Source organism: Kitasatospora sp. NPDC059599, from assembly GCF_042735125.1.
GTDB lineage: Bacteria > Actinomycetota > Actinomycetes > Streptomycetales > Streptomycetaceae > Kitasatospora.
In genome coordinates, this window is sequence record NZ_JBHWCL010000103.1 from 1 (window position 1) to 24,850 (window position 24,850).

Annotated in this window: 24 protein-coding genes; 12 read left to right on the forward strand and 12 right to left on the reverse strand. The window is 73.6% G+C overall.

All coding sequences use genetic code 11. The features are described 5' to 3' along the window. Positions 1-42: 42 nt before the first annotated feature. Together ACFV04_RS29500 and ACFV04_RS29505 are read right to left on the reverse strand one after the other, a co-directional pair. Complete coding sequence (locus ACFV04_RS29500; RefSeq protein ID WP_380335231.1) at positions 43-1,701, reverse strand: beta-1,3-glucanase family protein; 1,659 nt, start codon at positions 1,699-1,701, stop codon at positions 43-45. Positions 1,702-1,897: 196 nt separating this feature from the next. Then, positions 1,898-2,641: a FadR/GntR family transcriptional regulator gene (locus ACFV04_RS29505; protein ID WP_380335372.1), complete on the reverse strand. Its 744-nt coding sequence runs from the start codon at positions 2,639-2,641 to the stop codon at positions 1,898-1,900. A 220-nt stretch (positions 2,642-2,861) separates the two neighbouring features. Between ACFV04_RS29505 and ACFV04_RS29510 the strand changes: the two genes are divergently transcribed. The 8 genes from ACFV04_RS29510 (at position 2,862) to ACFV04_RS29545 (ending at position 11,848) form a co-directional block, all read left to right on the forward strand. Beyond that, on the forward strand, positions 2,862-4,427 hold the full coding sequence (locus ACFV04_RS29510) for an amino acid permease (RefSeq protein ID WP_380335234.1): 1,566 nt from the start codon (positions 2,862-2,864) through the stop codon (positions 4,425-4,427). Further along, positions 4,424-5,782 (forward strand): glutamine synthetase family protein, encoded by a 1,359-nt coding sequence (locus ACFV04_RS29515; RefSeq protein WP_380533669.1) that lies wholly within the window; start codon positions 4,424-4,426, stop codon positions 5,780-5,782. Before ACFV04_RS29510 ends, ACFV04_RS29515 begins: the two co-directional genes overlap by 4 nt. Beyond that, positions 5,779-6,507, forward strand: coding sequence for a gamma-glutamyl-gamma-aminobutyrate hydrolase family protein (locus ACFV04_RS29520; RefSeq protein WP_380533671.1), 729 nt, complete (start codon positions 5,779-5,781; stop codon positions 6,505-6,507). Before ACFV04_RS29515 ends, ACFV04_RS29520 begins: the two co-directional genes overlap by 4 nt. After that, a complete protein-coding gene (locus tag ACFV04_RS29525; RefSeq protein ID WP_380335240.1) occupies positions 6,504-7,877 on the forward strand; it encodes an aldehyde dehydrogenase family protein in 1,374 nt (457 codons plus the stop codon). The genes ACFV04_RS29520 and ACFV04_RS29525 overlap by 4 nt, the downstream gene beginning before the upstream one ends. A gap of 5 nt (positions 7,878-7,882) precedes the next feature. Further along, positions 7,883-8,650, forward strand: a complete 768-nt coding sequence (locus tag ACFV04_RS29530; RefSeq protein WP_350520760.1) for a 3-oxoacyl-ACP reductase — start codon at positions 7,883-7,885, stop codon at positions 8,648-8,650. 172 nt (positions 8,651-8,822) lie between these two features. Then, entirely contained in the window at positions 8,823-9,923 is a 1,101-nt protein-coding gene (locus ACFV04_RS29535; RefSeq protein WP_380533673.1) for a D-TA family PLP-dependent enzyme, read from the forward strand. Between the two features lie 358 nt (positions 9,924-10,281). After that, positions 10,282-10,638, forward strand: a complete 357-nt coding sequence (locus ACFV04_RS29540) for a UBP-type zinc finger domain-containing protein (RefSeq protein ID WP_380533675.1) — start codon at positions 10,282-10,284, stop codon at positions 10,636-10,638. Positions 10,639-10,783: 145 nt separating this feature from the next. Next, positions 10,784-11,848 carry an NAD(+)/NADH kinase gene (locus ACFV04_RS29545; protein WP_380533677.1) on the forward strand — a complete coding sequence of 355 codons (1,065 nt, stop codon included), beginning with the start codon at positions 10,784-10,786 and terminating at the stop codon, positions 11,846-11,848. On the opposite strand, the gene ACFV04_RS29550 is transcribed toward ACFV04_RS29545, so the two are convergent. Continuing rightward, entirely contained in the window at positions 11,730-12,023 is a 294-nt protein-coding gene (locus tag ACFV04_RS29550) for a SpoIIE family protein phosphatase (RefSeq protein ID WP_380335245.1), read from the reverse strand. The genes ACFV04_RS29545 and ACFV04_RS29550 overlap by 119 nt on opposite strands. Positions 12,024-12,095: 72 nt before the next feature. Between ACFV04_RS29550 and ACFV04_RS29555 the strand changes: the two genes are divergently transcribed. The 3 genes from ACFV04_RS29555 to ACFV04_RS29565 all read left to right on the forward strand — a co-directional run bounded on the left by ACFV04_RS29555 (position 12,096) and on the right by ACFV04_RS29565 (position 15,449). After that, complete coding sequence (locus ACFV04_RS29555) at positions 12,096-13,418, forward strand: FAD-dependent oxidoreductase (RefSeq protein WP_380335246.1); 1,323 nt, start codon at positions 12,096-12,098, stop codon at positions 13,416-13,418. Positions 13,419-13,573: 155 nt separating this feature from the next. Beyond that, positions 13,574-14,119 (forward strand): MarR family winged helix-turn-helix transcriptional regulator, encoded by a 546-nt coding sequence (locus ACFV04_RS29560; protein WP_380335248.1) that lies wholly within the window; start codon positions 13,574-13,576, stop codon positions 14,117-14,119. A gap of 184 nt (positions 14,120-14,303) precedes the next feature. Beyond that, positions 14,304-15,449, forward strand: a complete 1,146-nt coding sequence (locus tag ACFV04_RS29565) for an NADH:flavin oxidoreductase (RefSeq protein WP_380335251.1) — start codon at positions 14,304-14,306, stop codon at positions 15,447-15,449. On the opposite strand, the gene ACFV04_RS29570 is transcribed toward ACFV04_RS29565, so the two are convergent. Then, entirely contained in the window at positions 15,416-15,580 is a 165-nt protein-coding gene (locus ACFV04_RS29570) for a hypothetical protein (RefSeq protein WP_380335254.1), read from the reverse strand. The two genes, ACFV04_RS29565 and ACFV04_RS29570, sit on opposite strands and share 34 nt — an antisense overlap. A gap of 206 nt (positions 15,581-15,786) precedes the next feature. After that, a complete protein-coding gene (locus tag ACFV04_RS29575) occupies positions 15,787-16,239 on the reverse strand; it encodes a hypothetical protein (protein ID WP_380533680.1) in 453 nt (150 codons plus the stop codon). 194 nt (positions 16,240-16,433) lie between these two features. On the opposite strand from ACFV04_RS29575, the gene ACFV04_RS29580 reads away from it, so the two are divergent. Beyond that, positions 16,434-16,895 carry a hypothetical protein gene (locus ACFV04_RS29580; protein WP_380335260.1) on the forward strand — a complete coding sequence of 154 codons (462 nt, stop codon included), beginning with the start codon at positions 16,434-16,436 and terminating at the stop codon, positions 16,893-16,895. Between the two features lie 114 nt (positions 16,896-17,009). On the opposite strand, the gene ACFV04_RS29585 is transcribed toward ACFV04_RS29580, so the two are convergent. The 7 genes from ACFV04_RS29585 to ACFV04_RS29615 form a co-directional block, all read right to left on the reverse strand. Next, positions 17,010-18,050 (reverse strand): zinc-dependent alcohol dehydrogenase family protein, encoded by a 1,041-nt coding sequence (locus ACFV04_RS29585; protein ID WP_380335262.1) that lies wholly within the window; start codon positions 18,048-18,050, stop codon positions 17,010-17,012. Beyond that, the gene (locus ACFV04_RS29590; protein ID WP_380335265.1) at positions 18,050-18,718 is read right to left on the reverse strand and encodes a DUF4389 domain-containing protein; all 669 of its coding nucleotides are present in this window, start codon (positions 18,716-18,718) and stop codon (positions 18,050-18,052) included. Before ACFV04_RS29590 ends, ACFV04_RS29585 begins: the two co-directional genes overlap by 1 nt. After that, the gene (locus tag ACFV04_RS29595; RefSeq protein ID WP_380335268.1) at positions 18,715-18,987 is read right to left on the reverse strand and encodes a dsRBD fold-containing protein; all 273 of its coding nucleotides are present in this window, start codon (positions 18,985-18,987) and stop codon (positions 18,715-18,717) included. The genes ACFV04_RS29590 and ACFV04_RS29595 overlap by 4 nt, the downstream gene beginning before the upstream one ends. Positions 18,988-19,088: 101 nt before the next feature. Next, a complete protein-coding gene (locus ACFV04_RS29600) occupies positions 19,089-19,472 on the reverse strand; it encodes an Hsp20/alpha crystallin family protein (RefSeq protein ID WP_380335271.1) in 384 nt (127 codons plus the stop codon). A gap of 322 nt (positions 19,473-19,794) precedes the next feature. Then, complete coding sequence (locus ACFV04_RS29605) at positions 19,795-20,223, reverse strand: pyridoxamine 5'-phosphate oxidase family protein (protein WP_380335274.1); 429 nt, start codon at positions 20,221-20,223, stop codon at positions 19,795-19,797. Between the two features lie 620 nt (positions 20,224-20,843). Further along, on the reverse strand, positions 20,844-22,184 hold the full coding sequence (locus tag ACFV04_RS29610) for a PP2C family protein-serine/threonine phosphatase (protein WP_380533683.1): 1,341 nt from the start codon (positions 22,182-22,184) through the stop codon (positions 20,844-20,846). A 249-nt stretch (positions 22,185-22,433) separates the two neighbouring features. Then, complete coding sequence (locus ACFV04_RS29615) at positions 22,434-24,830, reverse strand: glycoside hydrolase family 65 protein (protein ID WP_380533693.1); 2,397 nt, start codon at positions 24,828-24,830, stop codon at positions 22,434-22,436. Between the last annotated feature and the right edge of the window lie 20 nt (positions 24,831-24,850).

Here is a 24,850-nt window from a genome sequence, read left to right on the forward strand (position 1 = left end):
GGACCGAGTCGGACGGACCCGGACCGGCCGGGCCCGTGCCGATCAGCCGAACGTGAACCAGTTGAGGTTGACGAAGTCGGCGCTCTGCCCGCTGGCGAAGGTGAGGTACACGGTGTGCGTGCCGGTGGTCCGGGCGATGTCGGCGGGCACCGTCCGCCAGGTCTGCCAGCCGCCGGTGGTGCCGACGGCGAAGCTGCCGACCGGTGCGGCGGTCGGGCTGTCCAGCCGTACCTGGACGAGTCCGCTGACGCCGGGTGCGGCGCCGGAGGCGACGCGGGCCTGGAAGCGGGTCGCGCCGGAGCTGCCGAAGTCCACGCCGGTGTAGGCGAGCCAGTCGCCGTTCGCGATCCAGCCGACGTCGCGGCCGCCGCCGGTGTCGCCGCAGGTCTCCAGCGCGGTGCCGGACTGCGAACTGCACGACTCGGCCCGGATGGTGGCGAAGGCGCTGGTCCCGCCGCCGGGTTGGGGTGACGGCCCGGGGCCGACCGGGCCCTGGGCGCCTCCGACGGTGACGGACAGCAGCGTCGGGTTCGCCGACTGCACCTTGCCCTCGAAGTCGACGCCGGCCGGGTGGACGTCGTCGTACGGGAAGGCGTAGCCGAGGTGGTCGGGGTTGGTGGCGTGCAGGACGCGGGCGTAGTGGTTGGTGCGCGCGGCGGTGTAGAAGGCGGCCGGGTTCTCGCCGTCGGGCTGGTGCGGGTCGTCCAGCAGGGTGGTGCGGTTGAGGGCGGCGGCGAGCCGTGCGCTCAGGTTGCCCATCAGGTCGTTGCCGGTGGTGAACGGTGCCGAACTGCAGTTGAAGACGGCGGCGGTGGAGGGTTTGGCGAAGCCGCCGACGCCGGGGAAGGTGAGAACGCCGTTGCCGACCCGGCCGGTGACGGTGCCCCAGCCGGCCTGGGTGTCGATCACCAGGTCGGTGCTCCGGTACTTCTGCCACACGGCGGTGAGGTAGCTGTCCAGGTAGCCGTCGAACAGTGACGGGTCGGCGCTGATCGCCGTGTTGGGGCTGAGGATGCGCAGGGTCCGGCCGGCGGAGTCCGGGACGATCAGTCGGGCCCAGTCGCCGCCGTCGGCGGCGGCCTGGGTGCGCAGCGCGTCCGCGGCGGACTCCAGGCCGCCGACGGGCAGTCCGCTGACGCTCTGCCGCCCGCTGCCGGTGGTGAGGTCGAAGGCGATCGGGACGGCGGCGAAGTCGACGTAGCTGATGTTGGCGTACAACTGGTCGGGCCCGTAGGTGAATTCGCAGAACCCGTAGGCGGTGGCGATGTTGGGGTCGGTGGGGTTGCTCACCGAGGGCAGCGCGATGCCCGGGCCCGGGTTGATCAGGAAGGTCAGTTCGCGGCCGACGGAGAAGTAGATCCGGCCGCTGGAGAGGTACGGAAGGTGGATCCGCCGCGGGGTGTCGCCGGGTGCTCCCAGGGCGATGGCGCAGTCGGCGCCGAGCGGGGCGCCGGGGGCACCGGGGGAGGGCGGGTGGTAGAGGGTGCTGCCGTCGGAGCGCAGGAAGGCCCAGCTGTTGCCCTGGGCCGGGTCGAGGCCGAGGACGTAGGCGTGGACCGGCTGGGACGACACGGTGTTGACGAGGTCGACGTCGAGCCGCTGCGGGGTGGTGCTGCCGTCGGCGGACTGGGACAGGGCGAACAGCGCGGGCGCGGTCAGGGCCGCGACGGAGGCGCCGAGCAGGGTCCTGCGAGTGATCACGGGGGCTCCGGGGGGCGGTGGGGGAGGTGGGGGGAGGGCCGCGGGCGCGCGCTGCGCCGGCTGCCCATCACCCTCCCGCCCGGACCCGGACACGTCAATGTCTGTCACCATAAGCGGCTCTTAAGCCGGAGTCCGTTGATTACTTGAACGTTGTCGGTCAGGAGCCCCGGCGATTCCCCGCGCGTCCCGGGAGGTCTCAGGCCAGGAAGCCCCGCAGCAGTGCGGCGGTCGCGGCGAGGTGTTCCTCGGTGGCCCGGCGGGCGGCATCGCCGTCGCCGTCGAGGATGGCCCGGACCATCGCCCGGTGCTGCTCGGCGGCGTGTTCGATGTTGCGGTCCAGCATGGGGATGGCGTTGAGCAGGTCGTTGAGGCGCATCCTGGCCTCGGCGATGGCGGCGGCGAGGGTGGGGGAGCCGGTGAGTTCGCCGATGGCGAGGTGGAAGCGCGAGTCGAGCTGGCGGTACTGCTCCGGAGGCGCCTCCTCCAGTTCGGCCAGCCGGCTCTCCAGGTGGGCGCGCTGGTCGGGGGTGAGGGGGTGGCGGGCGGCGGCCTCGGCGGCGCCGGTCTCCAGCACCTGGCGGTAGGTCAGCGCGTCCTCCAGTGCGCCGCCGAGGTCGCGGGCCGCGCGGCGCAGGTCGTCGACGTCCGGTGCGGGCATCAGGTAGGTGACGAAGGTGCCGCCGTAGCGGCCGCGGCGGGGTTCGACGCAGCCGGCCTGCTGCAGGGTGCGCAGGGCCTCGCGCAGGGTCTCCCGGCTGACGCCGAGGCGGGTGGCGAGGTCCCGTTCGGCGGGCAGCCGGTCGCCGAAGCCGAAGACGCCGAGCTTGATCGCCTGGAGCAGCCGTTCGACGGTCTCCTCGAAGGCGTTGCCGGTCCGGACCGGGCGGAAGATCGCCCCGGCCTGCCAGTCGAGCCGGGCCCGCTCACGCGTTTCGTCCACGTCCACGCCGGAATCGTACCTACGAACGGGTTTCCCGGACGTGTTCCCCCGTCGCTCTTGACGCGGCCCCGATGCAGCCGGAACGATGCTGCTCACCCACCCAATGGACTGATTCCAGACCATTGAAGAGCCGTCAGACCGTCGAACCCGCCGGGGCGACCCGTGCCACGCCGTCGTGGCCGCGTGCTCCCCGGCACACCCTCAACCCCCAGGGGTGCCCATGACCGACGCACGCTCACCCGACCACCCTGCCCCCGAACCGTTTCCGGCGGACACCGCCCCCGTTTCCGCCGACGAACAACGGCTCCGCGAGCTGGGCTACACCCAGGAACTGGCCCGCTCGATGTCGGGCTTCTCCAACTTCGCCGTCTCCTTCTCCATCGTCTCGATCCTCTCCGGCTGCCTGACCCTGTACGGGACGGGGATGAAGACCGGCGGCCCGGCCCTGATCATCTGGGGCTGGCCGGTGGTCGGCCTGCTGACGCTCTGCGTCGGGTTGGCGATGGCCGAGATCTGCTCCAGCTACCCGACGGCCGGCGGGCTCTACTACTGGGCGGCCAAGCTGAGCCGCAGCCGCGGACCGGCCTGGAGCTGGTTCACCGGCTGGTTCAACTTCCTCGGCCAGGTCGCGGTGACCGCCGGCGTCGACTTCGGCGCCGCCTTCTTCACCAACGCCTTCCTCACGCTGCGCTTCGGCATCGAGGCCAGTCCCGCGCACACCATGGAGATCTTCGCCGTCATCCTGCTGGCGCACGGCCTGCTCAACACCCTGGGGGTGCGCCTGGTCGCCGTCCTCAACAGCGTGTCCGTGTGGTGGCACCTGATCGGCGTCGCGATCATCGTCGGAGCCCTCGCCGTGCTCCCCGACCAGCACGCCTCGGCCTCGTTCGTCCTCACCGAGTTCGTCAACGGGACCGGCTTCCACAACCAGTTCTACGTGGCGATGCTCGGCCTGCTGATGGCCCAGTACACCCTCACCGGCTACGACGCCTCCGCGCACATGACCGAGGAGACCCACGACGCCGCCCGCTCCGGCCCCCGCGGCATCGTCAACGCCATCACCGTCTCCCTGGCGGCGGGCTGGATCCTGCTGCTCGGCATCACCTTCGCGATCCGCGACTACGACGGCGCGCTCAACAGCGACACCCAGGTCCCGCCCGCGCAGATCTTCATCGACGCGATCGGCGCCGGCGGAGCCGAAGTCCTGCTGCTGATCGTCATCGGCGCCCAGTTCTTCTGCGGCATGGCCTCCGTCACCGCCAACTCCCGCATGATCTACGCCTTCTCCCGGGACGGCGCACTGCCCGGCTCCCGCCTGTGGCACCGCATCGACCCGCGCACCCAGACCCCGACCAACGCGGTCTGGCTCGCCACCGGCGGCGCGCTGCTGCTCGGACTGCCCGCGCTCTGGAACACCACCGCCTACACCGCCGTGACCTCCATCTCCGTCATCGGCCTCTACATCTCCTACGTCATCCCGGTGTACCTGCGGCTGCGCCAGGGCGAGGCCTTCACCCGCGGCCCCTGGCACCTGGGACGGTGGAGCCGGCCGATCGGCATCGTCGCGGTCGCCTGGACCGCGGTGATCACCGTCCTGTTCATGCTCCCCACCGCCAGCCCGATCACCGTCGACAGCTTCAACTACACCCCGATCGCCGTGGCCGTCGTGGTCGGCTTCGCCGGCATCTGGTGGCTCGCCTCCGCCCGGCACTGGTTCACCGGGCCGCACGTCCACGGCGCACCGTCCGACCCCGACGCACTGGACACCGAACTGGAGGTCCGATGACCAGCCCCCGGCTCACCCTCGACGAGCTGCGCACCCGCGTCGCCGACGGATCCGTCGACACCGTCGTGCTCGCCATGACCGACATGCAGGGACGCCTCCAGGGCAAACGCGTCGCCGCCGAGTACTTCCTCGACGACGTCGTGCCCGGCGCCGCGGAGGGCTGCGGCTACCTGCTGGCCGTCGACGTCGACATGAACACCGTCGACGGGTACGAGGTCTCCTCCTGGGAGAACGGCTACGGCGACCTGACGCTGCGCCCCGACCTCGCCACCCTGCGGACCATCCCCTGGCACCCCGCCACCGTCATGGTCCAGTGCGACGTCGTCCACCACGACGGCAGCCCCGTCGCCGTCTCGCCGCGCCAGATCCTGCAACGCCAGCTCGACCGGCTGGCCGGCTACGGCTGGCAGGCCCACGCCGCCACCGAGCTGGAGTTCATCGTCTTCCGGGACAGCTACGAACAGGCCTGGGACAAGGACTACGCCCGGCTCACCCCGGCCAACCAGTACAACGTGGACTACTCCATCCTCGGCACCGGCCGGATCGAGCCCCTGCTGCGCCGGCTGCGCAACGGCATGGCCGGCGCCGGCCTCACCGTCGAGTCCGCCAAGGGCGAGTGCAACCTCGGCCAGCACGAGATCGCCTTCAAGTACGCCGACGCCCTCACCACCTGCGACGACCACGCCGTCTACAAGACCGGCGCCAAGGAGATCGCCGCCCAGGAGGGCTGCAGCCTCACGTTCATGGCGAAGTACGACGAACGCGAGGGCAACTCCTGCCACATCCACCTGAGCCTGCGCGACGACCAGGGCACCCCGGTGTTCGCCGGAGACCGCCCGCACGGCTTCTCCCGCACCATGGAGCACTTCCTCGCCGGACAGCTCGCCTGCCTCGCCGACTTCGCCCTGCTGCTCGCCCCCACCGTCAACTCCTACAAGCGCTACGTCCCCGGCAGCTTCGCGCCCACCGCCATCGCCTGGGGCCGCGACAACCGCACCTGCGCCCTGCGTGTCGTCGGCCACGGCCCGTCGCTGCGCTTCGAGAACCGCGTCCCCGGCGGAGACGTCAACCCGTACCTCGCGGTCGCCGCCCTGATCGCCGCCGGACTGCACGGCATCGAGCAACAACTCGAACTGGAACCGGAGTTCACCGGCAACGCCTACACCTCCGCCGCGCCCCGGGTGCCCGCCACCCTGCGCGACGCGGTCGACGCCTTCGAACGCAGCGCCGTCGCCACCGAGGCCTTCGGCAAGGACGTCGTCCGGCACTACACCCACGCCGGACGCACCGAACTGGCCTCCTACGAAAGGGCGGTGACCGACTGGGAACGGCGCCGCGGATTCGAGCGGCTGTGACGCGCGACGACCGCCGCCGACCGCTGATCGGCATCACCAGCTACCAGGACGACGCCGCCTGGTCCGTCTGGAACCAGCGCGCCTCCCTCGTGCCCCAGACGTACGTCGACGCCGTCGTCCGCGCCGGCGGCACCCCGGTGCTGCTGCCACCGCAACCCGGCGGCGCCGACCACCTGCTCGACGCCCTGGACGGACTCGTCCTCGCCGGCGGACCGGACATCGACCCGGCCCGGTACGCGGCCGACGCCGACCCGCGCACCGGCCCGCCGCACCACGCCCGCGACGGCTGGGAGAGCCTGCTCCTGCACACCGCCCTCACCCGCGACCTGCCGGTGCTCGGCGTCTGCCGCGGCATGCAGCTGCTCAACGTCGAACTCGGCGGCACCCTCCTGCAGCACCTGCCCGACGGCAACCACCAGATCGTCCCCGCCCGCTACGTCCGCCACCGGGTCACCCTGGTGGCGGGCAGCCGGCTCGCCGGCCTCCTCGGGCCGACCGCCGAGGTCTCCTGCTACCACCACCAGGCCGTCGACCGGCTCGGCGCCGGCCTGCAGGTCACCGCCCGCAGTGCCGACGGCACCGTCGAAGGGATCGAACTCACGGGCCAACGCTTCGCGTTGGGCGTCCAGTGGCACCCCGAGGCGAACCCCGAGGACCTGCGCCTCTTCCAGGCCCTGGTCGCCGCCGGCCAGACCACCTCCACGCACAGGGAGACAGCTCCATGACCGAACCGGACCTCCACGAGGTCGTCAACCCCGCCACCGAGGAGGTGATCACCACCGTCGAACTGGCCGGCCTCGCCGAGACCGACGCCGCTGTCGCCCGCGCCCGCGCCGCCTTCGACACCTGGCGCCGGGTCGCCCCCGCCGACCGGGCCCGGCTGCTGCGCGCCTTCGCCGCCGCCGTCGACGCCGACCGCGAGCACCTCGCCGCCCTGGAGGTCGCCAACGCCGGCCACACCATCGGCAACGCCCGCTGGGAGGCGGGCAACGCGCGGGACGTCATCGAGTACTACGCCGCCGCGCCCGAGCGGCTGTTCGGCCGGCAGATCCCCGTCGCCGGCGGCATCGACGTCACCTTCCAGGAACCGATCGGCGTGGTCGGCGTCATCGTGCCGTGGAACTTCCCCATGCCGATCGCCGCCTGGGCCCTCGCCCCGGCGCTGGCCGCCGGCAACACCGTCATCGTCAAACCCGCCGAACTCACCCCGCTCACCGCCCTGCGCCTCGGCGAACTCGCCCTGGAAGCCGGGATCCCGGAAGGCGTGCTGCAGGTCCTGCCCGGCCGCGGCCCGGTCGTCGGCCGGCGCTTCGTCACCCACCCCGACGTGCGCAAGGTCGTGTTCACCGGTTCGACCCGGGTCGGCAAGGAGATCATGGCGGGCTGCGCCGCCCAGGTGAAGCCCGTCACCCTCGAACTCGGCGGCAAGAGCGCCAACATCGTCTTCGCCGACGCCGACCTCGCCAAGGCCGCCGCGACCGCGCCCTACGCCGTCTTCGACAACGCCGGCCAGGACTGCTGCGCCCGCTCCCGGATCCTGGTCGAGGCATCCGTCCTCGACGACTTCCTGGCGCTCCTGGAGCCCGCCGTGCGCGGCGTGCGGGTCGGCGACCCGGCCGACGAGAAGACCGAGATGGGCCCGCTGATCTCCGCCGCCCACCGGGCCCGGGTCTCCGCCTACGTCCCGGACGGGGCCGCCGTCGCCATCCGCGGCAGCGCGCCCGACGGGCCCGGCTTCTGGTACCCGCCGACCGTGCTCGCGCCCGTACGGCACGACGACCCCGCCTTCACCGAGGAGATCTTCGGCCCCGTCGTCACCGTCGTCCCGTTCCGCGACGAACAGGACGCCCTGCGCATCGCCAACGCCACCGAGTACGGACTGTCCGGTTCCATCTGGACCAGGGACGTCGGCCGTGCGCTGCGGGTCTCGCGCGGCGTCGACGCCGGCAACCTCTCCGTCAACTCGCACTCCTCGGTGCGCTACACCACGCCCTTCGGCGGGTTCAAGCAGTCCGGCCTCGGCCGCGAACTCGGCCCGGACGCCCTCGACGCCTTCACCCAGACCAAGAACGTCTTCATCTCCACGGAGGAATGATCACCATGACCCAGCGACTCGACGGCCGGGTGGCCGTCATCACCGGCGCGGGCAGCGGCATCGGCCTGGCGACCGCCCGCCGCTTCGCCGCCGAGGGCGCCAAGGTGGTCTGCGTCGACCTCGACGCGGAGACCGGCGCCAAGGCCGCGAACGAGGTCGGCGGCCTGTTCATCCAGGCCGACGTCACCGACGAGGACGCGGTGCGCGACCTCTTCCAGCGGGCCGTCGACGAGTACGGCCGGCTCGACATCACCTTCAACAACGCCGGCATCTCCCCGCCCGACGACGACTCCATCCTCACCACCGGCCTGGACGCCTGGAAGCGGGTCCAGGAGGTCAACCTGACCAGCGTCTACCTGTGCTGCAAGTACGCGATCCCGCACATGCAGCGCCAGGGCAAGGGCTCGATCATCAACACCGCCTCCTTCGTCGCCGTCATGGGCGCCGCCACCTCCCAGATCTCCTACAGCGCCTCCAAGGGCGGCGTGCTGGCCATGTCCCGCGAGCTGGGCGTGCAGTTCGCCCGCGAGGGCATCCGCGTCAACGCGCTCTGCCCCGGCCCGGTCAACACCCCGCTGCTGCAGGAACTGTTCGCCAAGGACCCGGAGCGGGCCGCCCGCCGCCTGGTCCACATCCCGCTCGGCCGCTTCGCCGAACCCGAGGAGATCGCCGCCGCGGTCGCCTTCCTCGCCTCCGACGACTCGTCCTTCATGACCGCCAACACCTTCCTCGTCGACGGCGGCATCTCCGGCGCCTACGTGACGCCGCAGTAACGGGCCGCCCGCCGCGGCCGCAGGACACCGCCGGCCCGCCCGCCCCGCCACGGGGACGGGCGGGCCGACGGCGTCCCGGGACCGTGGGCGTCCCCGGCCCAGGGGGGGGGTGTGCCCGGGCCGATCTTGCCGGGGCGAGAATGGGGGCGCGATTCGAGCCGAAAGGAAGCAGATGCCCAGAATCCCGGTGGAGGTCGACACCCCGGACGTCATGGTCGACCTGGACGTGCTGGAGCGGAACATCGAGCGCATGGCGGCCGCGCTCCGCGCCAAGGGCCTGCGGCTGCGCCCGCACGCCAAGACCCACAAGATGCCGGAGATCGCCGCGCGGCAACTCGCCGCCGGGGCGGTCGGGTTGACGGTGGCGACCATCGGCGAAGCCGAGGTCTTCGCCGAGCACGGCGCCACCGACCTCTTCATCGCCTACCCGCTCTGGATCGGGCCCCGGCAGGCGGAACGGCTGCGCCGGCTCGCCACGACGGCCAGGATCGCGATCGGGACGGACTCCGTCGAAGCGGCCGAGACGGCGGGCCGCCACCTCGGGGACGCGGCCGGCGGGATCGAGGTCCTGGTGGAGATCGACAGCGGACACCACCGCAGCGGCGTCAGCCCCGCCCGGGCCGTGGAGGTGGCAGGGGCGGCGGCCCGCGCCGGACTCCGCGTCGCCGGCGTGTTCACCTTCCCCGGCCACGGCTACGCACCGCAGATGCCCGCCAAGGCCGCCGCGCAGGAGGAACAGGCCCTCGGCGAGGCCGCCGAGGCGCTCACCGCCGCGGGCTTCGAGGTCACCCGGGTGAGCGGCGGCTCCACGCCCACCGCGGAACTGACCGGGACCTCGGCCATCACCGAAGCACGGCCGGGCGTCTACGTGTTCGGCGACGCCCAGCAGTGGGAACTCGGCCGGTGCGCCGTCGAGGACATCGCCCTGACGGTCGCGGCCACCGTCGTCAGCCGGCACGAAGGGGACGGGGCCACACCCCGCCGGGTGGTCGTGGACGCGGGCAGCAAGGTCCTCGGCGGCGACCGGCCCGCTTGGGCGACGGGCTTCGGCCAGCTCATCGACCACCCCGAGGCCCGCATCACGGCGCTGTCCGAGCACCACGCCACCGTGGTCTGGCCCGCCGACGGCGACCTCCCCGCGCTGGGCGAGCGGCTGCGGGTGATCCCCAACCACGTCTGCGTGGCGGTGAACCTCGTCGACGACGTCGCCGTGGTCCGCGACGGCGAACTCGTGGACCGCTGGCGCGTCGCCGCCCGCGGCAGGAACGCCTGACCGGGGGCCCACCCGGGGCCGGGCCGCGCCGTCGCCGTCAGGGCGCGGCGCGGCCGTCGGACGGTCGGACGGGTGAGGTCGCCTGCGTGGCCACCAGGCGCACCGACTTCCGCGCCGACCTGCCCAGGACCGACACCCCGGTGCTGGTCCTGCACGGCACCGCGGACCGCGTCCCAGCCGTTTCGTGCCCGTCGAGGGCGCCGACCACGGCCGCCGCCGGACCTACGCCGACGAGGTCGACGAGCAGGTGCTCGCGTTCCCGGTGTGACCCCGCGGAGAGCCGGGTACGGGCGGCACCCGGCAAGCCCGTGTGGACGGCGGCGACTACCGTGAAGGCACGACCACCGGAGGAACGCCCATGATCCCCGAGAACGCCGTCAGCCCGCTCGTACCGCCCAGTGGCACCGGCTGCGTCGAGTGCGACGCGGCCGACGGCTGGTGGGTCCACCTGCGGCGGTGCGCCCTGTGCGGGCACATCGGCTGCTGCGACGACTCCCTCGCGAAGCACGCCACCGCCCACGCCAAGGCGACCGGACACCCGGTGATCCGCAGCTTCGAACCCGACGAGGCGTGGTTCTGGAACTACGCCACGTCCGAGTACTTCGAGACCGGGCCCGAGCTGGCGCCACCGCGGAACCATCCGGTCGACCAGCCGGTTCCCGGCCCCGCCGGCCGGGTGCCCGCCGACTGGCAGGACCTGCTCGGCGCCCGCTGACCGCCGGGCGCCCGGCGGTCAGCGGGCACCCGCCCCTGGCGAGCCGATCGCCCGTCGAGGCGCCACCATGGGTCGGGTAGGAGCGCGCGGCCACCGCACCCCGACGGGCGGGACCGCGGCACCGCGGCGACAAGGTGAGGTCCCCATGTCCGTGCACCGCGTCGGACTGGTCGTCCATCACGGCCGTGACGCCGCGCGGGACAGTGCGCGCGTCGTGCGGGCCTGGTGCGAGGCGCACGGAGTCCCCTGCACCGAGACCGACGTCCGGTCGCCGGACGGGCGGCTCCGCTCCGGCCGGGAGGAGGCCCACGCCGCCGGGGACCCGGACCTGGTCGTCACCCTCGGCGGGGACGGGACCTTCCTGCGCGGCGCCCGGATCGCCGTGACGACCGGGGCCAGCGTGCTGGGCGTGGACCTGGGGAAGGTCGGCTTCCTCACCGAGGTGCCGGCCCGCGACATCACCGTCGCCCTCGACGCCGTCCACGCCGGGCACGCCCCGGTCGAGGAGCGGATGACGCTGACCATGCGCGCCTCCAGGCCGCCGGAGATGCCCGCGGAGATGGAGGCCTTCCTCTGCTACGGGCGCGGCCCCGCCCTGCCGCCGCCGCAGGTGCGGCCGGAGGACACCGCGGGCGACGGCTGGGGCGTGGCCCTGGACGTCAACGCCCTCAACGACGTGGTGGTGGAGAAGCTCGCCCGCGACCACCAGCTCAGCGCGGGCGTCTACATCTCCGGCCGGCTGCTGGCCGCCTACTCGGCCGACGCCCTCGTCGTCGCCACGCCCACCGGCTCGACCGCGTACAGCTTCGCCGCCGGCGGCCCGGTGCTCTCCCCGCACATGGACGCGGTGGTGTTCACCCCGATCGCCGCCCACATGACCTTCAACCGCACCGTCGTCGCCGCCCCCGACGAACCGATTGCGCTGCGCATCCTGCCGCACTCCGGCCGCGCCGCGGTCAGCATCGACGGGCAGCCGCGGGGGATCATCGACCCGGGTGACTGGATCGGCGTCTACCGGGCCCCGCAGCGCGTGCGGCTCATCCGTCTCCGGCCCACGGACTTCTACGGCCGGCTGCGGGACCGCTTCCGGCTCACCGACGCACCCGCCACCGCGACCGACGGGGAGTCCGCGCCGTTCTTCCGCCTCGACTCGCCCGTCCCCCCGGACCTGGCGGACCTGCGCCTGCCCCCTCCCGCCGCGGCCCGCTGAACGGTTCGCGCCGTTCGACGAGCCCGTCGGTGGACATCACGAGGGTGTCGCCCGTTTCGAGCCGGGCCTCGTGCTCCTCGTACGCGGCCTGATCGATCGCGCCGAGCGGGATGCCGCCGATCCGGGGGCCGCTCCCGTCCCCGGTCGGCAGGCGCCGCGCCAGATTGCTTGACAATCAAGTGTCTCGGACTCCAAGCTATATTTATCTTGAACTTCAAGAGGCATGGCTTTCAAAGGAGTTTTGCCCGTGCACGTACTGATCATCGGTGGCGGCACCGGAGGGATGTGCCTGGCCCACGGCCTGAAGAAGGCCGGCGTGTCGGTCGCCGTCTACGAGCGCTACGGGTCGCGCAGCGACGGCCTGTACGGCTACCGGGTCGGAATCGACCCCACCGGCAGCCGGGCGCTGCACGACTGCCTGCCGCCCCGGCTGTTCGACACCTTCGTCGCCACCTGCGCCAGGGACCCGCGGCGCTTCAACGTGCTGACGCAGTCGATGCGCACCACCGCCACCTTCCGGTTGCCGGAGGCCGAGGACGCGGTCGACGCCGAGCGCTCCGTCTCCCGCTCCACCCTGCGCCAGGTGCTCTTCACGGGGATGGACGACGTGGTCCACTACGGCAAGGAGTTCATCGGCTACGACCGGATCCCCGGGGGCGGGGTCCGCGCCCACTTCGCTGACGGCACCAGTGCCACCGGAGACCTCCTGGTCGCGGCCGACGGCTCGCGCTCGAAGGTGCGCGAGCAGTTCCTGCCGCACGCCCGGGTCAAGGACACCGGCATCACCGCGCTGGCGACCAAGACGGCGCTCACCCCCGAGACCCGCGCACTGGTCCCGCCCGAGGCCCTGGAGGGCATATCCCTCATCTTCGGGACCAAGGGCATGATGGGCATGCTCCACTCGATGGAGTTCAAGTGGGACGCCGACGGCAACCCCAAGGACCCGGCCGACCGGGCGCTGCTCGACGACTGGTCCGGGCTGCAGTTCGACAACACCCGCGACTACCTCAACCTCTCGGTCTGGAGCCGGCACGAGAGCTTCCCTGCGGACGTCACCCGGCAGCGCGGCAGGGAGCTGATCGACACGATCCTCGCCTCGACCCGCAACTGGCACCCCGGTCTGCGCCGGATCTTCGAGCTGTCCGACCCGCAGACCGCCTTCCCGCTCAAGATCGCGACCTCCGAGCCGGTCGAGCCCTGGAAGACCACCAACATCACCCTGCTCGGCGACGCGATCCACACCATGACCCCCGGCCAGGGCGTGGGGGCCAACACCGCGCTGCGCGACGCCGCGCTGCTGTGCCGCCAGGTGACGGCCGCCGCGAACGGCCACAAGCCCCTGCTGCAGGCGGTCGGCGACTACGAGGCCGAGATGATCCCCTACGGCTTCCGGCGCGTCGCCGACTCGCTCGGACAGAACGGCACCACCGCCGCCGACCCGCTCTACCGGCCCGGCATCGGCCGCCTGGCCCTGTTCGGGGCCCGCAGCTACTTCAGCGTCACGAGCAGGGTCCCGGCGCTGAGGAACAGGTTCCTCGACCAGCTGTCCGCCTACCGCGGCGACGCGTAGCCGCCCCGCCCGCCCGAGGGGTGCCCGTTCCGCCCCGCCGGCCCGGGTGCCCGCCCCGCCGGCCCGGGTGCCCGCCCCGCCGGCCCGGGTGCCCGCCCCGCCCGGCCGGGGCCCGGCACGCGGCCACGGGCCATCACGGAAGCCAGGTATCTTGAATGTCCAGCAAAACCGGCCCCGGGGGACACGACGCCTTGAACGACGAGCGCACCGCCGGGGAAACCCGGCTCAACGACAGCGTCGAGGCCTACCAGGCGGCCGTCGACGACTTCGACCGCGAATGCGCCCGCGTTCTCGGTGTCAACGAGACCGACCTGCGGTGCCTGGAGATCCTCCTGCGGGAGGTGGAGGAATCCTCCCCCACCGACCTCTCCGACCGGCTCGGGCTGACCACCGGCAGCGTCACCACGATGCTCGACCGGCTCGAACGCGCGGGCTATCTGACCCGCGCCGCCCACCCCACCGACCGGCGCAAGTCCGTCGTGCGGGCCACCCCCCAAGCCGCCACCCGCGCCCACGAACTGATCGGCCCGCTGGTCGACGGCGCCCGCAGCGAGGTGCTCGCGCACTTCGGCCCCGAGCAGCTCGACGTCATCACCGACTTCCTCGACCGCGCCCGCGACCTGACCCGGCAGCACATCGAACGCCTGCGCACCACCGAACCCACCCGGACCCGCACCGGCTCCACCACCGCGCGCGGCTGACCCGCCGCGCGACCGGCGGGACGGAACGCCGCCCTGCCAGGGCCGGCGGGGGTGCCCGGCGCCGGTGTGGCACGGATCACGGCGAGGTCGGCACGGTCGGCGAAATGCGGAGGCCGCCGGGGCGGTTGGCACGGGCAACCGTTTCGATCCGGCGCACACCACCGCTACCCGCGAGGAAACCCCCATGACCGTCACCGAGCCCGCCGCGGCCGCCGACCGTTCCGCCTCCCGCGCGGCCGAGATCCTGTCCCGGCCCGTCACGATCAACGGGCTGACCGTGCCCAACCGCATCGTGATGGCGCCGATGACGCGCCAGTTCTCCCCGGGCGGCGTGCCCGGTGAGGACGTGCGCTCCTACTACGCCCGCCGCGCCGCCGCGGGCGTCGGCCTGATCGTCACCGAGGGCACCTACGTCGGCCACGAGTCCGCCGGGCAGAGCGACAGCATCCCGCGCTTCCACGGCGAGGAGCAGCTGGCCGGCTGGGCCCGCGTCGCGGAGGACGTCCACGCGGCGGGCGGCACCATCGTGCCGCAGCTCTGGCACATCGGCATGGTGCGCAAGCAGGGCGACCCGCCGTTCGCCGACGCCCCTGCCGTCGGCCCGTCCGGCATCCGGCTCGACGGCACCGAGGGGACGGGCCGGGCGATGACCCGGGCCGACCTGGACGCCGTCATCGGCGCGTTCGCGGAGGCCGCCGCGGCCGCCGAGCGGATCGGCTTCGACGGTGTCGAACTGCACGGCGCCCACGGCTACCTGCTCGACCAGTTCCTGTGGGCGGGCACCAACCGCCGCACCGACGCGTACGGCGGCGACCCGGTCGCCCGGACGAAGTTCACGGCCGAGCTCGTCGCCGCGGTGCGCGGGGCCGTCTCCGCGGAGTTCCCGGTGATCTTCCGCTACTCGCAGTGGAAGTCGGAGAACTACGACGCCCGCCTCGCCGAGACCCCGCAGGAGCTGGAGGCGATCCTCTCCCCGCTCGCCGAGGCCGGGGTCGACGCCTTCCACGCCTCGACCCGCCGCTACTGGGTCCCCGAGTTCGACGGCTCCGACCTCAACCTGGCCGGCTGGACCAGGAAGCTCACCGGCCGCCCCGCCATCACCGTCGGCTCGGTCGGCCTCGACGGGGACTTCATCCGCGCCTTCGCGGGCGAGGGCGCCCCGGTCCAGGGCATCGACGACCTGCTCGACCGGCTGGAGCGCGACGAGTTCGACCTGGTCGCCGTCGGCCGCGCCCTCCTCCAGGACCCACAGTGGGCGGAGAAGGTCCTCTCCGGCCGCTTCGCCGACCTGCGCTCCTACGACGCCGCCGCGGTCCGCACCCTGAGCTGACCACGGCGCCCCGGGTCCCGGCCGCACGGCGAGTGCGCCGGGACCCGGCCGCCGTCGTGCCGGGCGTAGCGGTAGTCGACCCGGTCGGTGTCGATCCGGGTGGCGAACACCTCGTCGGCGACGGTGTGCACGCGGACGTCGGTGCCCGTGACGCGCCGCTGGAACCGCACCGGGCAGCCGGCCGCCGTCGGAGGACGTCGCGCAGTCCGGCGAGCACGCCGAGACGAGAGGTCGTTCGCGCACCCGATCGACATCGTGACCCAGGCCCTCGACGTCTTCATCACCGGCATCCGAACACCGCAGTCCCGCCGTTCCGCCGTTCCGACCGGCCCGCGGCCTACGGGTGCCGCGCGGGCCCGAGGACGGGGTCGATCTCGGCCAGGATCAGGTGCAGTCGACGGGCCGCCCGCGCCGGACCGTCGCCGACGGCGTCCCGGGAGATCTCCTCGCACAGCCGCATCGCCGCGTCCCGGTCGTCGGCGAAGACGCCGAACACGTCGTCGACGGCGGTGTGGATCCAGTCGGCGTGGTTCTCGTCGGCGACGGCCAGCGCGGAGACGACCACGGCCAGCCCGGCCTGGTCCTTTCGGCGCAGCAGGGCCCGTACGGTCTGCCGGGTGACGAAGGTGTCACCCGGGTCGAGCACGAGCTCCAGCAGTGGCCCGACGGCCTCGGGCAGTTCGGCGAACCCGGCCAGGCCCTGCCCGGCATCCGCGCGGTCGCGGTAGTCGTGGCTTCGCCCGAGTGCGCCGAGCGCCGCGACGGCTGCCTGCCGCAGTTCGTTGTCCATCGGCTTGCGCTCCCCTCCGGTGCAGTGTCGGTGAACGTACCACCGGGGCGCCGCACCGGTGATCGCCGGGGGCGGTGGGCCGCAGCCGGCGTCCCGTCCGGGCGACGGGGGAGTGGGCCGCCGAGTCGGCGCCGGTGCGGGGGAGTTGGCCGATTCCGCACCCACCACGGCGCGTCGTGGTGCATGATCGCAGCGTGAGCACGTGGTGGGACAGGCGCCGCAGCGCCCGGCTGGCAGAACTGGCGTACGCGCTGGAGTTCTTCGGTGCCGAACCGGTCGAGGACCCGGGTGTCGGCGAACTCGCCCACGCCGCCGAAGCCCTGGCCAAGGAGTACCGGGCCAGCGACCGGGGCCACGCCATACACCGCACCGGCGAGCTGCTGCAGCAGGCCGCCGCCGCGCTGCACACCGCCGACCGCCTGCGCGGCACCCCGGTCCCCGTGGTCAACCACCATCTGCGGTGCGCCGCCCTGCTCTTGGCGTGCGCCCGCGCCTGCCTGCAGGGGCGGCCCGCCCCGGTTGCCGGTCCCGGCCCGGGTGCCGGTCCCGCCCCGGGTGCCCGCGACGGCCGGGTGCCGCCGCCGTCGACGGCCCGGCACGACGGGAACACCGCGTCGCACACCAGTGGGCGGCCCGCTCGGAACCTCCCGTACTGACGGATCCCGGTCCGGAACCGCCCGGCGGCGTCGGCCCGTTCGCCTGTTCCGCTGATCCGCTGTTCCGCTGTTCCGCTGTTCCGCTGTTCCGCTGTGCCTCTGTTCCGTCGTCCGCTACTCCGCGACGAGTACGGCCACACCGGTGACCCGGTCCGCGGCGAGGTCTGCGAGCGCGGCGTCGGCCCCTCGCAGCGGGTAGCGGGTCAGGTGGACGACCGGGTGGATCCGGGCCGCCTCGGCGAGGAAGGCCACGCCGTCGGCCCGGGTGTTGGCGGTGACGCTGCGCAGCGTGCGTTCCTGGAAGAGGTGCTGCCGGTAGTCGAGCGTCGGGATGTCGGTGAGGTGGATCCCGGCGACGGCGAGCGTGCCGCCGCGGTCGAGGGCCGCCAGGGCGACGGGCACGAGTTCGCCGACCGGGGCGAAGAGGATGGCGGAGTCCAGCGGGCGCGGCGGAGGGTCGTACGAGTCGCCGGCGAAGTGGGCGCCGAGTTCCAGCGCCAGGCGTCGCGCCGCGGGGGTCCGGGTGAACACGGCGACGCGTGCGCCCCTGGCGAGGGCGAGTTGCGCGGTCAGGTGCGCGGACGCCCCGAAGCCGTAGATGCCCAGGGTCCCGCCCGGCGGCAGGTCGGCCCGCTCCAGGGCCCGGTAGCCGATGATCCCTGCGCACAGCAGCGGGGCGAGTTCCTCGGCGGGCGGGCCCTCGGGCAGACGGTAGGCGAAGCGGGCGTCGGCGGTCAGGTGTCCGGCGTAGCCGCCGTGCCGGTCCCAGCCGGTGTAGCGCGAGTCGGGGCAGAGGTTCTCGCGCCCGTTGCGGCAGTAGGCGCAGTTGCCGCAGGTCCCGGCCAGCCAGGCGACTCCGGCGCGGTCCCCGACGGCGAACCCCTGGACCTCCGGGCCGGCCGCCCGTACCCGCCCGACCACCTCGTGCCCGGGCGTGCACCTCGCGCGGTGAGGGGCGAGGTCGCCTTCCGCGAGGTGCAGGTCGGTGCGGCACACTCCGCAGGCTTCCACTTCCACGAGGAGTTCGTGCGGTCCGGGCGCGTCCACCGGCCGTCGCTCCCACGCCAACGGGCCCGGTCGGGTTCCGTCGACCGGCCCGGGGCGGGCCACCACCCAGGCCCCGGTCTCGGCCGGCACCGGTTGCGCCGCGTTCATCACGGTCTCCCGTCTGCGTTTCCGCGGCCCCCGGGGTCGGGGCCGCCCAGGTCGAGTCTGAAGGGCGGGTACTCATCGGTCATCAGGGCGGCGTAGGCCGCGACCCGGAAGACCCAGCGGTCGAGGCCGATGATCAGGTCGAACAGGTCGCGGGGGTAGGTGCCGGTGAACGTCAGGGCGACGGCGGCTATCAGCACCAGCAGCCCGATGAAGCCGGTTTCGGTCCATCCGCCGTGGGAGCCGCCGGTGAGCACGCTGATCACCAGGTAGTGCGGGACGGCGAGCAGCCACCACTTCACCAGGACCAGCCCGCGGGAGAGCCGCCCGGGGTAGGCCACGTCGAGGACGGCGGGGTAGTCCGGTTCCTCGCTCAGGCTGAACGGAGGGTAGCGGTCTGTGCCCAGCGCGCCGTACGCGTAGAACGACACTCGCCAGGTCCAGCGCAGCACGCCCAGGTTGAAGTCGAACAGGGGGCGCGGGTAGCGCCCGGTGACGAGGATCGTGAAGAAGGCGATCACGCTGACCAGGACGAACGCGATCCACAGGAAGAGCAGGGCGAGGACGTGGGGGATCGCCAGCGCCCACTTCACCAGCCACAGCCAGCGTGACAGGGAAGTGTCCGGAATCCCTGTCAGCCGGACCGGGCGATAGGCGGCCGGGGCCGTCACGGCCGAATCTCCTTCCCCGCTGCGGGGCACTGTCGGCTCAGCCCGCGCCGGAGCGGTCGTTCTCCGCCGAGTCGACGCGGCCGGCGCGCAGGACCGATCTCGGGGACGGGCGGGTCGTGGGGATTGCGGTGGGCGGTGGTGCGGGTCTTCAAGGTGTTGTCGCCAGTGTCGAGGAGGGCGTGGACCTTGGTGGTGTCACCTTCCTCGAAGAGGTCGAGACGCAGGGTCCACCGCTTGGTGCGCATCGGTGTCGGGGTGTTCGTGGTCATCGTCGCCTCCTGCGCTCGTCGGGCCCGGGCGGGTGTCCGGGCCCGGCCACGGGGTTCAACCGCCCCGGTCGATCCGGATCGTGCGAGCGGGCTTCGCGACCTCACCGATCGGCGCCCGGACGGTCAGGACGCCCTGGTCGTACGAGGCGGTGATGTCCCTCGTCGCGGACTCCGGCGGGGAGCCGGATGCTGCGGCTGAACGAGCCGTAGCGGAACTCGGAGTGCTGCTTGTCCTTCTTCTCCTCGGTACGTTCGGCCTGGACCGTCAGGACGCCGTCGTCGATGCTGATCGCGATGTCCTTGTCCGGGTCGACGCCGGGGAGTTCGGCCCCGAGCTGGTAGACGCCGTCGGCCCCGGACTCCTCGATGTGGATCACGTGCTCGCCGCGCGGCGTGCGGAACTCGGTGGGGAACGCCTCGAACAGGTCGGGGAGCGAGGGCCATCGGTTCCCGAAGGGGAGTCTTCTGTGGGGTTCGCCGGCCATGGTCTCCTCCGGAGGGTGTGGTGTCGGATGGGGTCGCAGTCCCGCGACTGTGTCCCGCAGGGCACTTCGGGATACCGGGACCGGCAGGCCGTCGTGCCGCTGGACGGCGCCGCGCGGCAGGTGGTCGACGGTGGCCTGGCCGACCGGGCGGCCGTCGTCGCCCGCGGGCAGCCCGCGGACGCCGGTGTGGCGGAAGGTACGGGGCGGTGGAACGGGCCTCTGTTCCCAGCAGACTGCGGCCGGGCGCGGGGCGGCAGGGCCGTTCGGCCCACCACTGGGCCCCACCGGACGGTGCCGAGGTCGACCGAAGGCCGTCAAGCCCCTATGGCTCGAACTCGGACCCGATGACGGGGGGACCTTCCGGGCGGATGATCCGGCCACTGATGCCGGTCGGCTTGATGCGCATCCAGGTGTCACGGACGCCGCCCGCCCAGGGGCGCGGATCTGCGTGCCGCTCGAACCAGCGCACGGCCTCCTGCTCGGGGACGGCCGAGACGATGCCGTTCACCAGGACGCTCCAGCCGGTGGTGAAAACCTCGTCCAGCCGGTCGACCTCGAAGGCGACCTCACTGCCCGCGGACCGGGCGAGGGTGCCCTCCTCGGCCGTGCGGCACAGGATGGACGCGTCCAGCACGCGGTAGTTGACGGGCAGCGCCACCAGGCCGCGCGGTGCCGTCAACAGCACGCGGCCGACGCCGCCGGGGTTGAGCTTGGCCCAGCAAGCCGCCGGGTCGAGTTCCTCGGTCCGCACCCGGCTGTTGGCGCGGGCCCGGCCGGGCGGCGCCTCCCGTCCGCCGCCGAGCAGGTCGGTGTCACCCGCTCGCCGACCCGCCGGCGGGCGGGGGACGGGCGGCCGGCACCCACGGTCTGGGCCTCGGACACGGAGTCGCACTGGCGGCGGCGCTCGACAGACTGCCGCACGAACTGCGGATCGTCGCGGTCGAGGGTGCCGACGTCTCGATCGGTGAGGGCCTGGGCCAGGCTGTCGTCGATGCCGTGCCGCGGGTCGCCGCCGAAGTCCGTCGGGGCCGTCGACGCGCATCGTGGGGGTGAGGGCACCGGGCCGTGAGGACCGCCTCGGGCTGCTGCGGGCCGCGAGTGCCGCCCGACCCGCGGGTCCGACCCGCGGGTCCGACCCGCGGGTCCGAGCGGCGTCGACCGAGCGGATCGACACTGTTGCGACGTCCGGCCGCAGCGCCGGGACACGGGTGAGCGCTTGCGCGGTACCTGTTCGGCTCCGGTGACGGCGCCTCCTGCGCCGGGGAGCGGTCGAACGCCGCCGCGCACCCACCGTGGACCAGGTGGAGCGGGCCCGTTCGGTGTTCGCGGCCCACCGTCCGTACGCCGTCCGAACCCGCCGGAGCGCCCGGGTCACAGCCGGACGATGATCAGCGCGGCGTCGTCCGTGGCGCCGCCGGGCGGCAGCAGCGCGGAGAGGACCCGGTCGGCGAGCGCGCCGGGGTCGGCGTGGCGGTTGTCGGAGAGCGCCCGGGCGAGCCGGCCCAGGCCGGTGTCGATGTCCTCCCGGCGGCGTTCCACGAGCCCGTCCGTGTAGAGGACGAGGGTGTCGCCCTCGGCGTAGCCGGTGACGGCCTCCGGCCGGGGCCGGTGTTCGGGGCGGGCGCCGAGCGGTGGGTCGGTGGCGCCGTCGAGGAACTCCACGGTGCCGTCGCCGCGGACCAGGACGGGCGGGGGGTGCCCGGCGCTGCTGTAGGTGACGGTCCGCGCGGCGCAGTCGACGAAGGCGGTGGCGGCGGTGGTGGATTCGGCGCCGTCGACGGAGCGGGCGTACAGCCCGAGGACCTCCAGGGCCTGGGCCGGTCCGGCGGCGACCCGTGAGGCGGCGCTGAGGGCGCTGCGGAGCTGGCCCATCACACCGGCGGCCAGCAGCCCGTGGCCGACCACGTCCCCGACGGCGACCGCGATGCGCTCGCCCGGGAGTTCGACCAGGTCGTACCAGTCGCCGCAGACGTTGAGCGTGCCCACGGCCGGCCGGTAGCGGACCGCGGCGTCGTGGTGCCCGAGCGGTCTGGGCGCGGGCAGCATGGCCTCCTGGAGCGCGAGCGCGACCTCCCGTTCCCGGGCGTGCGCCGCGCGCAGGCGCTCGTTGACCTCCTGAAGTTCGCGGGCACGGGTGTAGAGCTCGGCCTCCAGGACGCGGGCGCGGTTGCCCTCCGGCAGGCCGTGGGCCCGGATCAGCTCGGTGATCTCCTCGACCCGGTGGACGAGCAGCACCACCCGGCCGTCGGCGTCGAGGACGGGCTCGTTGACCGGGCTCCAGTACCGTTCCTGCCACTCGCCGGGCACGGTGGTCGATTCGACGTCGTAGCGCTGCAGGGCCATGGTGTCGCGTTCACCGGTCGCCAGGACCCTGCGCAGCGACGCCTCCAGGTTGCGGGCACCGGTGGCGGTCGGGTCCTTCGGGTTGTCGGGGAACACGTCGAACAGGTACCGGCCGACGAGCCGGTCCCGGCTGTGGCCCGACATCCGGACGAAGTCCTCGTTGGCGTCCACGTACACCAGGTCCGGCGAGAGCAGGGCGACCATGCCGGGCAGGGCGCGGAACACCGCCCGGTAGTCGGCCGCCGGGCCGGTCACGGCATCCGCGCCGCCCCCGGTGTGCCGCACCGCCCGGCCCGAGGCGGTCCCGGCGGCCGGAGAAACGCCCACTCCCCCGACGACCGGGGCCGGTCGTTCGGCACTCTCGCTCATCACTCACCTCCGTGGGGGCGTCTCAGCGGCGCGGTTCGGCGTCGGCCACCGTGGTCCTCTCCGCGGCGGAGCAGCCTCCGGGCGGCGCCGGCGGGGTGACCCGGTGGTGCCGGGCGCGCCGGGGGCTCCGTTCCTGCCAGTGTCCGCCGGGAGCCGCCGGACCGTCGAGCGGCGTCCCCGCTCCCGGGCGCCGTCCCGACGGCGTCCGGGACGGCGCACCGAGCCCGGGCCCGTCACGGTTCGGGCTCGTCAGAGGTGCAGGATCCGGGTCTCGCCGGGCCGGATCGTCACCTCGGTGCCGCGCAGCCGGACACGGACGGGCTCCTGCCGGTCCTCGCGCAGGCTCACCGTGACCGTTCGGCGCTCGACGGTGATCGCCAGGCCCCAGTGGCCCCGGTAGCGCAGGTCCAGGTCGAGCCGGTGGAGGGCGGAGGGCAGGTGCGGGTCGAGCCAGAGGGCGTCCTCGCGGACCTCCAGACCGGTGTAGCAGCGCTGCAGCAGGTCGACCGCGCCCGCCATGGCGCCCAGGTGGACGCCCTCCGCGGTGGTGCCGTGCTGGCTGTCCCGGAGGTCGGCCACCAGGGCGTCCCGGAAGTAGTGCCACGAGGCGCGGCGGTCGGAGCGGGTGAGGACCCAGGCGTGCACCACCGAGCTGAGCGTCGAGCCGTGGACGGTGCGCCGCAGGTAGTAGTCGGTCGTGCGGCGCAGCAGTTCGTGGCCGGCCGGGTGGCCGAGGCGCCGCAGCAGGTCGCGCACCTCCCGGGCGGAGAACAGGTACCAGAGCATCAGCGCGTCGGCCTGCTTGGAGGCCTTGTAGCGGTTCACGGTGTCGCCCTCGGCCTCCAGGATCCGGTCGAGCCGGCGCAGGTCCGGGTGGCGGCGCCGGTAGCCCGGCCAGTCGAGTTCGGCGAGCCGCTCGTAGCCGTCGAACTGGCTGAGGACGCCCTCGTGGAACGGGACGTGCAGGCGCCGGCCGACGTCCTGCCAGCGGTCGAGCTCCGCGGCGTCGAGGGCGAGGCGCTCGCGCAGCTCGTCGCGGCGGTAGCCGGGCAGGACGTCCAGGGCGTCCTGGGCGCGGGCCAGCACCCAGGAGGCCAGCACGTTGGTGTACGCGTTGTCGTCCAGGCCGGGCCGCGTCTCCCAGGGGTAGGCGTCGTGGTACTCGTCGGGGCCGAGCACGCCGCGGATCGACCAGTGTTCCCGGTCCCGGTCGTAGTCGGCGGCGGAGGACCAGAAGCGGGCGATCTCCAGCAGCATCTCGGCGCCGGCCGTGGCCAGGAAGTCCCGGTCCCCGGTGGACTGGTAGTACTGCCACACGTTGTAGGCGACGGCCGATCCGACGTGCCGCTGGAGGTGGCTGTGGTCGGGCAGCCAGCGGCCGGACAGGGGGTTGAGGTGCACCTGCTGGGACTCCTCCCGGCCGTCGCCGGCGCTCTGCCACGGGTACATCGCCCCGCGCAGGCCGAGCGCGCGGGCCTCGCGGCGGGCGGCGTCGAGGCGGCGGTGGCGGTAGCGCAGCACGGCGCGGGCGAGGTCGGGGAAGCGCAGGTCGAGCAGCCGCAGCACGAACAGCTCGTCCCAGAAGACGTGTCCCCGGTACGCCTCGCCGTGCAGTCCCCGGGCCGGGACGCCGACGTCCAGGTCGACGGAGTGCTCGGTGTGGGTCTGCAGCAGGTGGAACAGGTTCAGGTGCAGTGCGCCGGCGCCGTCGAAGTCGGCCTCGATCCCGCAGCGGCGCCACAGCTCCGCCCAGCGCAGGGCGTGTTCGCCGAGCAGCTGCTCGAAGTCGCCGGCCTCGGCGGCGAGCAGGCGGGAAGCCCGCAGCGGGGTCTCGATCGCCCGGTCGCGGGAGGTGTGCACGGCGACCGTCTTCGTGACGGTCACGGGCCGCTCCGGCCCGGCGTCCACGGTGAGGAGGTGGGCCGTCCAGCCCGCGCGGGACTCCGCTGCCACCTCCGCCGTCACCGCCGCCGCCACCTCCGCCGCCACCTCCGCCCGGCCGGCGGCCGTCCGGCAGCACAGGGCGATCCGCAACGGCGAGCCGACGGCGTCGACCTCCAGCCAGAGCAGCCCCGCCGCGTCCGTCCCCTGGCCGGCCGGGACGAGGTGGCGCCGGGCGAGCCCCCGGTACCGGGCGACCCCGGTGTTGGCGACGTCGCCGTCCAGGCCCGAACGGACCTCCAGGGGGCCCGACCAGTTCTCCGGGGTGAGGGTGGTCTCCAGGGCGAGCAGGTGCGGCCGGGCCTGGCTGGCGAAACGGCGCTGCACCAGCCGCGTCCGCCGCCCCTGCTCGTCGACCACGAGGGCGGTGCGGGTGAGCAGGCCGCGGCGCAGGTCCAGTTCCAGCGTCTGCCGGGCGGGCGGTCCGGTGAACCACGTCCCGCCGGGCAGCCGGAAGGTCAGCGGCAGCCAGTTCGGGCAGTTCACCAGGTCCGCGTTGGTGACCGCGCGGCCCGCCACCGTCGACTCCGCCCGGTCGTAGCATCCGGCCAGGTACGTCCCCGGATAGTGCGTCCCGTCGGCCACCGCCTCCGGTGCGGCGCCCCGGCTGACCAGGTACCCGTTGCCGACCGCGCACAGCGCCTCCCGTAGCCCCTCCGCAGCCGGATCGAAGCCCTCGTACCGGAGCGTCCACGGGTCGGGCATGTCGGGATGCCCCGCAGGTG

What these genes read in the sequence shown, in the direction of transcription:
- ACFV04_RS29510 (WP_380335234.1), top strand. Translation starts at nt 2,862, where the DNA reads ATGACCGACGCACGCTCACCCGACCACCCTGCCCCCGAACCGTTTCCG.
- ACFV04_RS29535 (WP_380533673.1), top strand. Translation starts at nt 8,823, where the DNA reads ATGCCCAGAATCCCGGTGGAGGTCGACACCCCGGACGTCATGGTCGAC.
- ACFV04_RS29615 (WP_380533693.1), bottom strand. Translation starts at nt 24,830, where the DNA reads ATGCCCGACCCGTGGACGCTCCGGTACGAGGGCTTCGATCCGGCTGCG.
- ACFV04_RS29585 (WP_380335262.1), bottom strand. Translation starts at nt 18,050, where the DNA reads ATGAACGCGGCGCAACCGGTGCCGGCCGAGACCGGGGCCTGGGTGGTG.
- ACFV04_RS29540 (WP_380533675.1), top strand. Translation starts at nt 10,282, where the DNA reads ATGATCCCCGAGAACGCCGTCAGCCCGCTCGTACCGCCCAGTGGCACC.
- ACFV04_RS29530 (WP_350520760.1), top strand. Translation starts at nt 7,883, where the DNA reads ATGACCCAGCGACTCGACGGCCGGGTGGCCGTCATCACCGGCGCGGGC.
- ACFV04_RS29595 (WP_380335268.1), bottom strand. Translation starts at nt 18,987, where the DNA reads ATGACCACGAACACCCCGACACCGATGCGCACCAAGCGGTGGACCCTG.
- ACFV04_RS29525 (WP_380335240.1), top strand. Translation starts at nt 6,504, where the DNA reads ATGACCGAACCGGACCTCCACGAGGTCGTCAACCCCGCCACCGAGGAG.
- ACFV04_RS29610 (WP_380533683.1), bottom strand. Translation starts at nt 22,184, where the DNA reads ATGAGCGAGAGTGCCGAACGACCGGCCCCGGTCGTCGGGGGAGTGGGC.
- ACFV04_RS29600 (WP_380335271.1), bottom strand. Translation starts at nt 19,472, where the DNA reads ATGGCCGGCGAACCCCACAGAAGACTCCCCTTCGGGAACCGATGGCCC.
- ACFV04_RS29515 (WP_380533669.1), top strand. Translation starts at nt 4,424, where the DNA reads ATGACCAGCCCCCGGCTCACCCTCGACGAGCTGCGCACCCGCGTCGCC.
- ACFV04_RS29575 (WP_380533680.1), bottom strand. Translation starts at nt 16,239, where the DNA reads ATGGACAACGAACTGCGGCAGGCAGCCGTCGCGGCGCTCGGCGCACTC.
- ACFV04_RS29545 (WP_380533677.1), top strand. Translation starts at nt 10,784, where the DNA reads ATGTCCGTGCACCGCGTCGGACTGGTCGTCCATCACGGCCGTGACGCC.
- ACFV04_RS29560 (WP_380335248.1), top strand. Translation starts at nt 13,574, where the DNA reads ATGTCCAGCAAAACCGGCCCCGGGGGACACGACGCCTTGAACGACGAG.
- ACFV04_RS29565 (WP_380335251.1), top strand. Translation starts at nt 14,304, where the DNA reads ATGACCGTCACCGAGCCCGCCGCGGCCGCCGACCGTTCCGCCTCCCGC.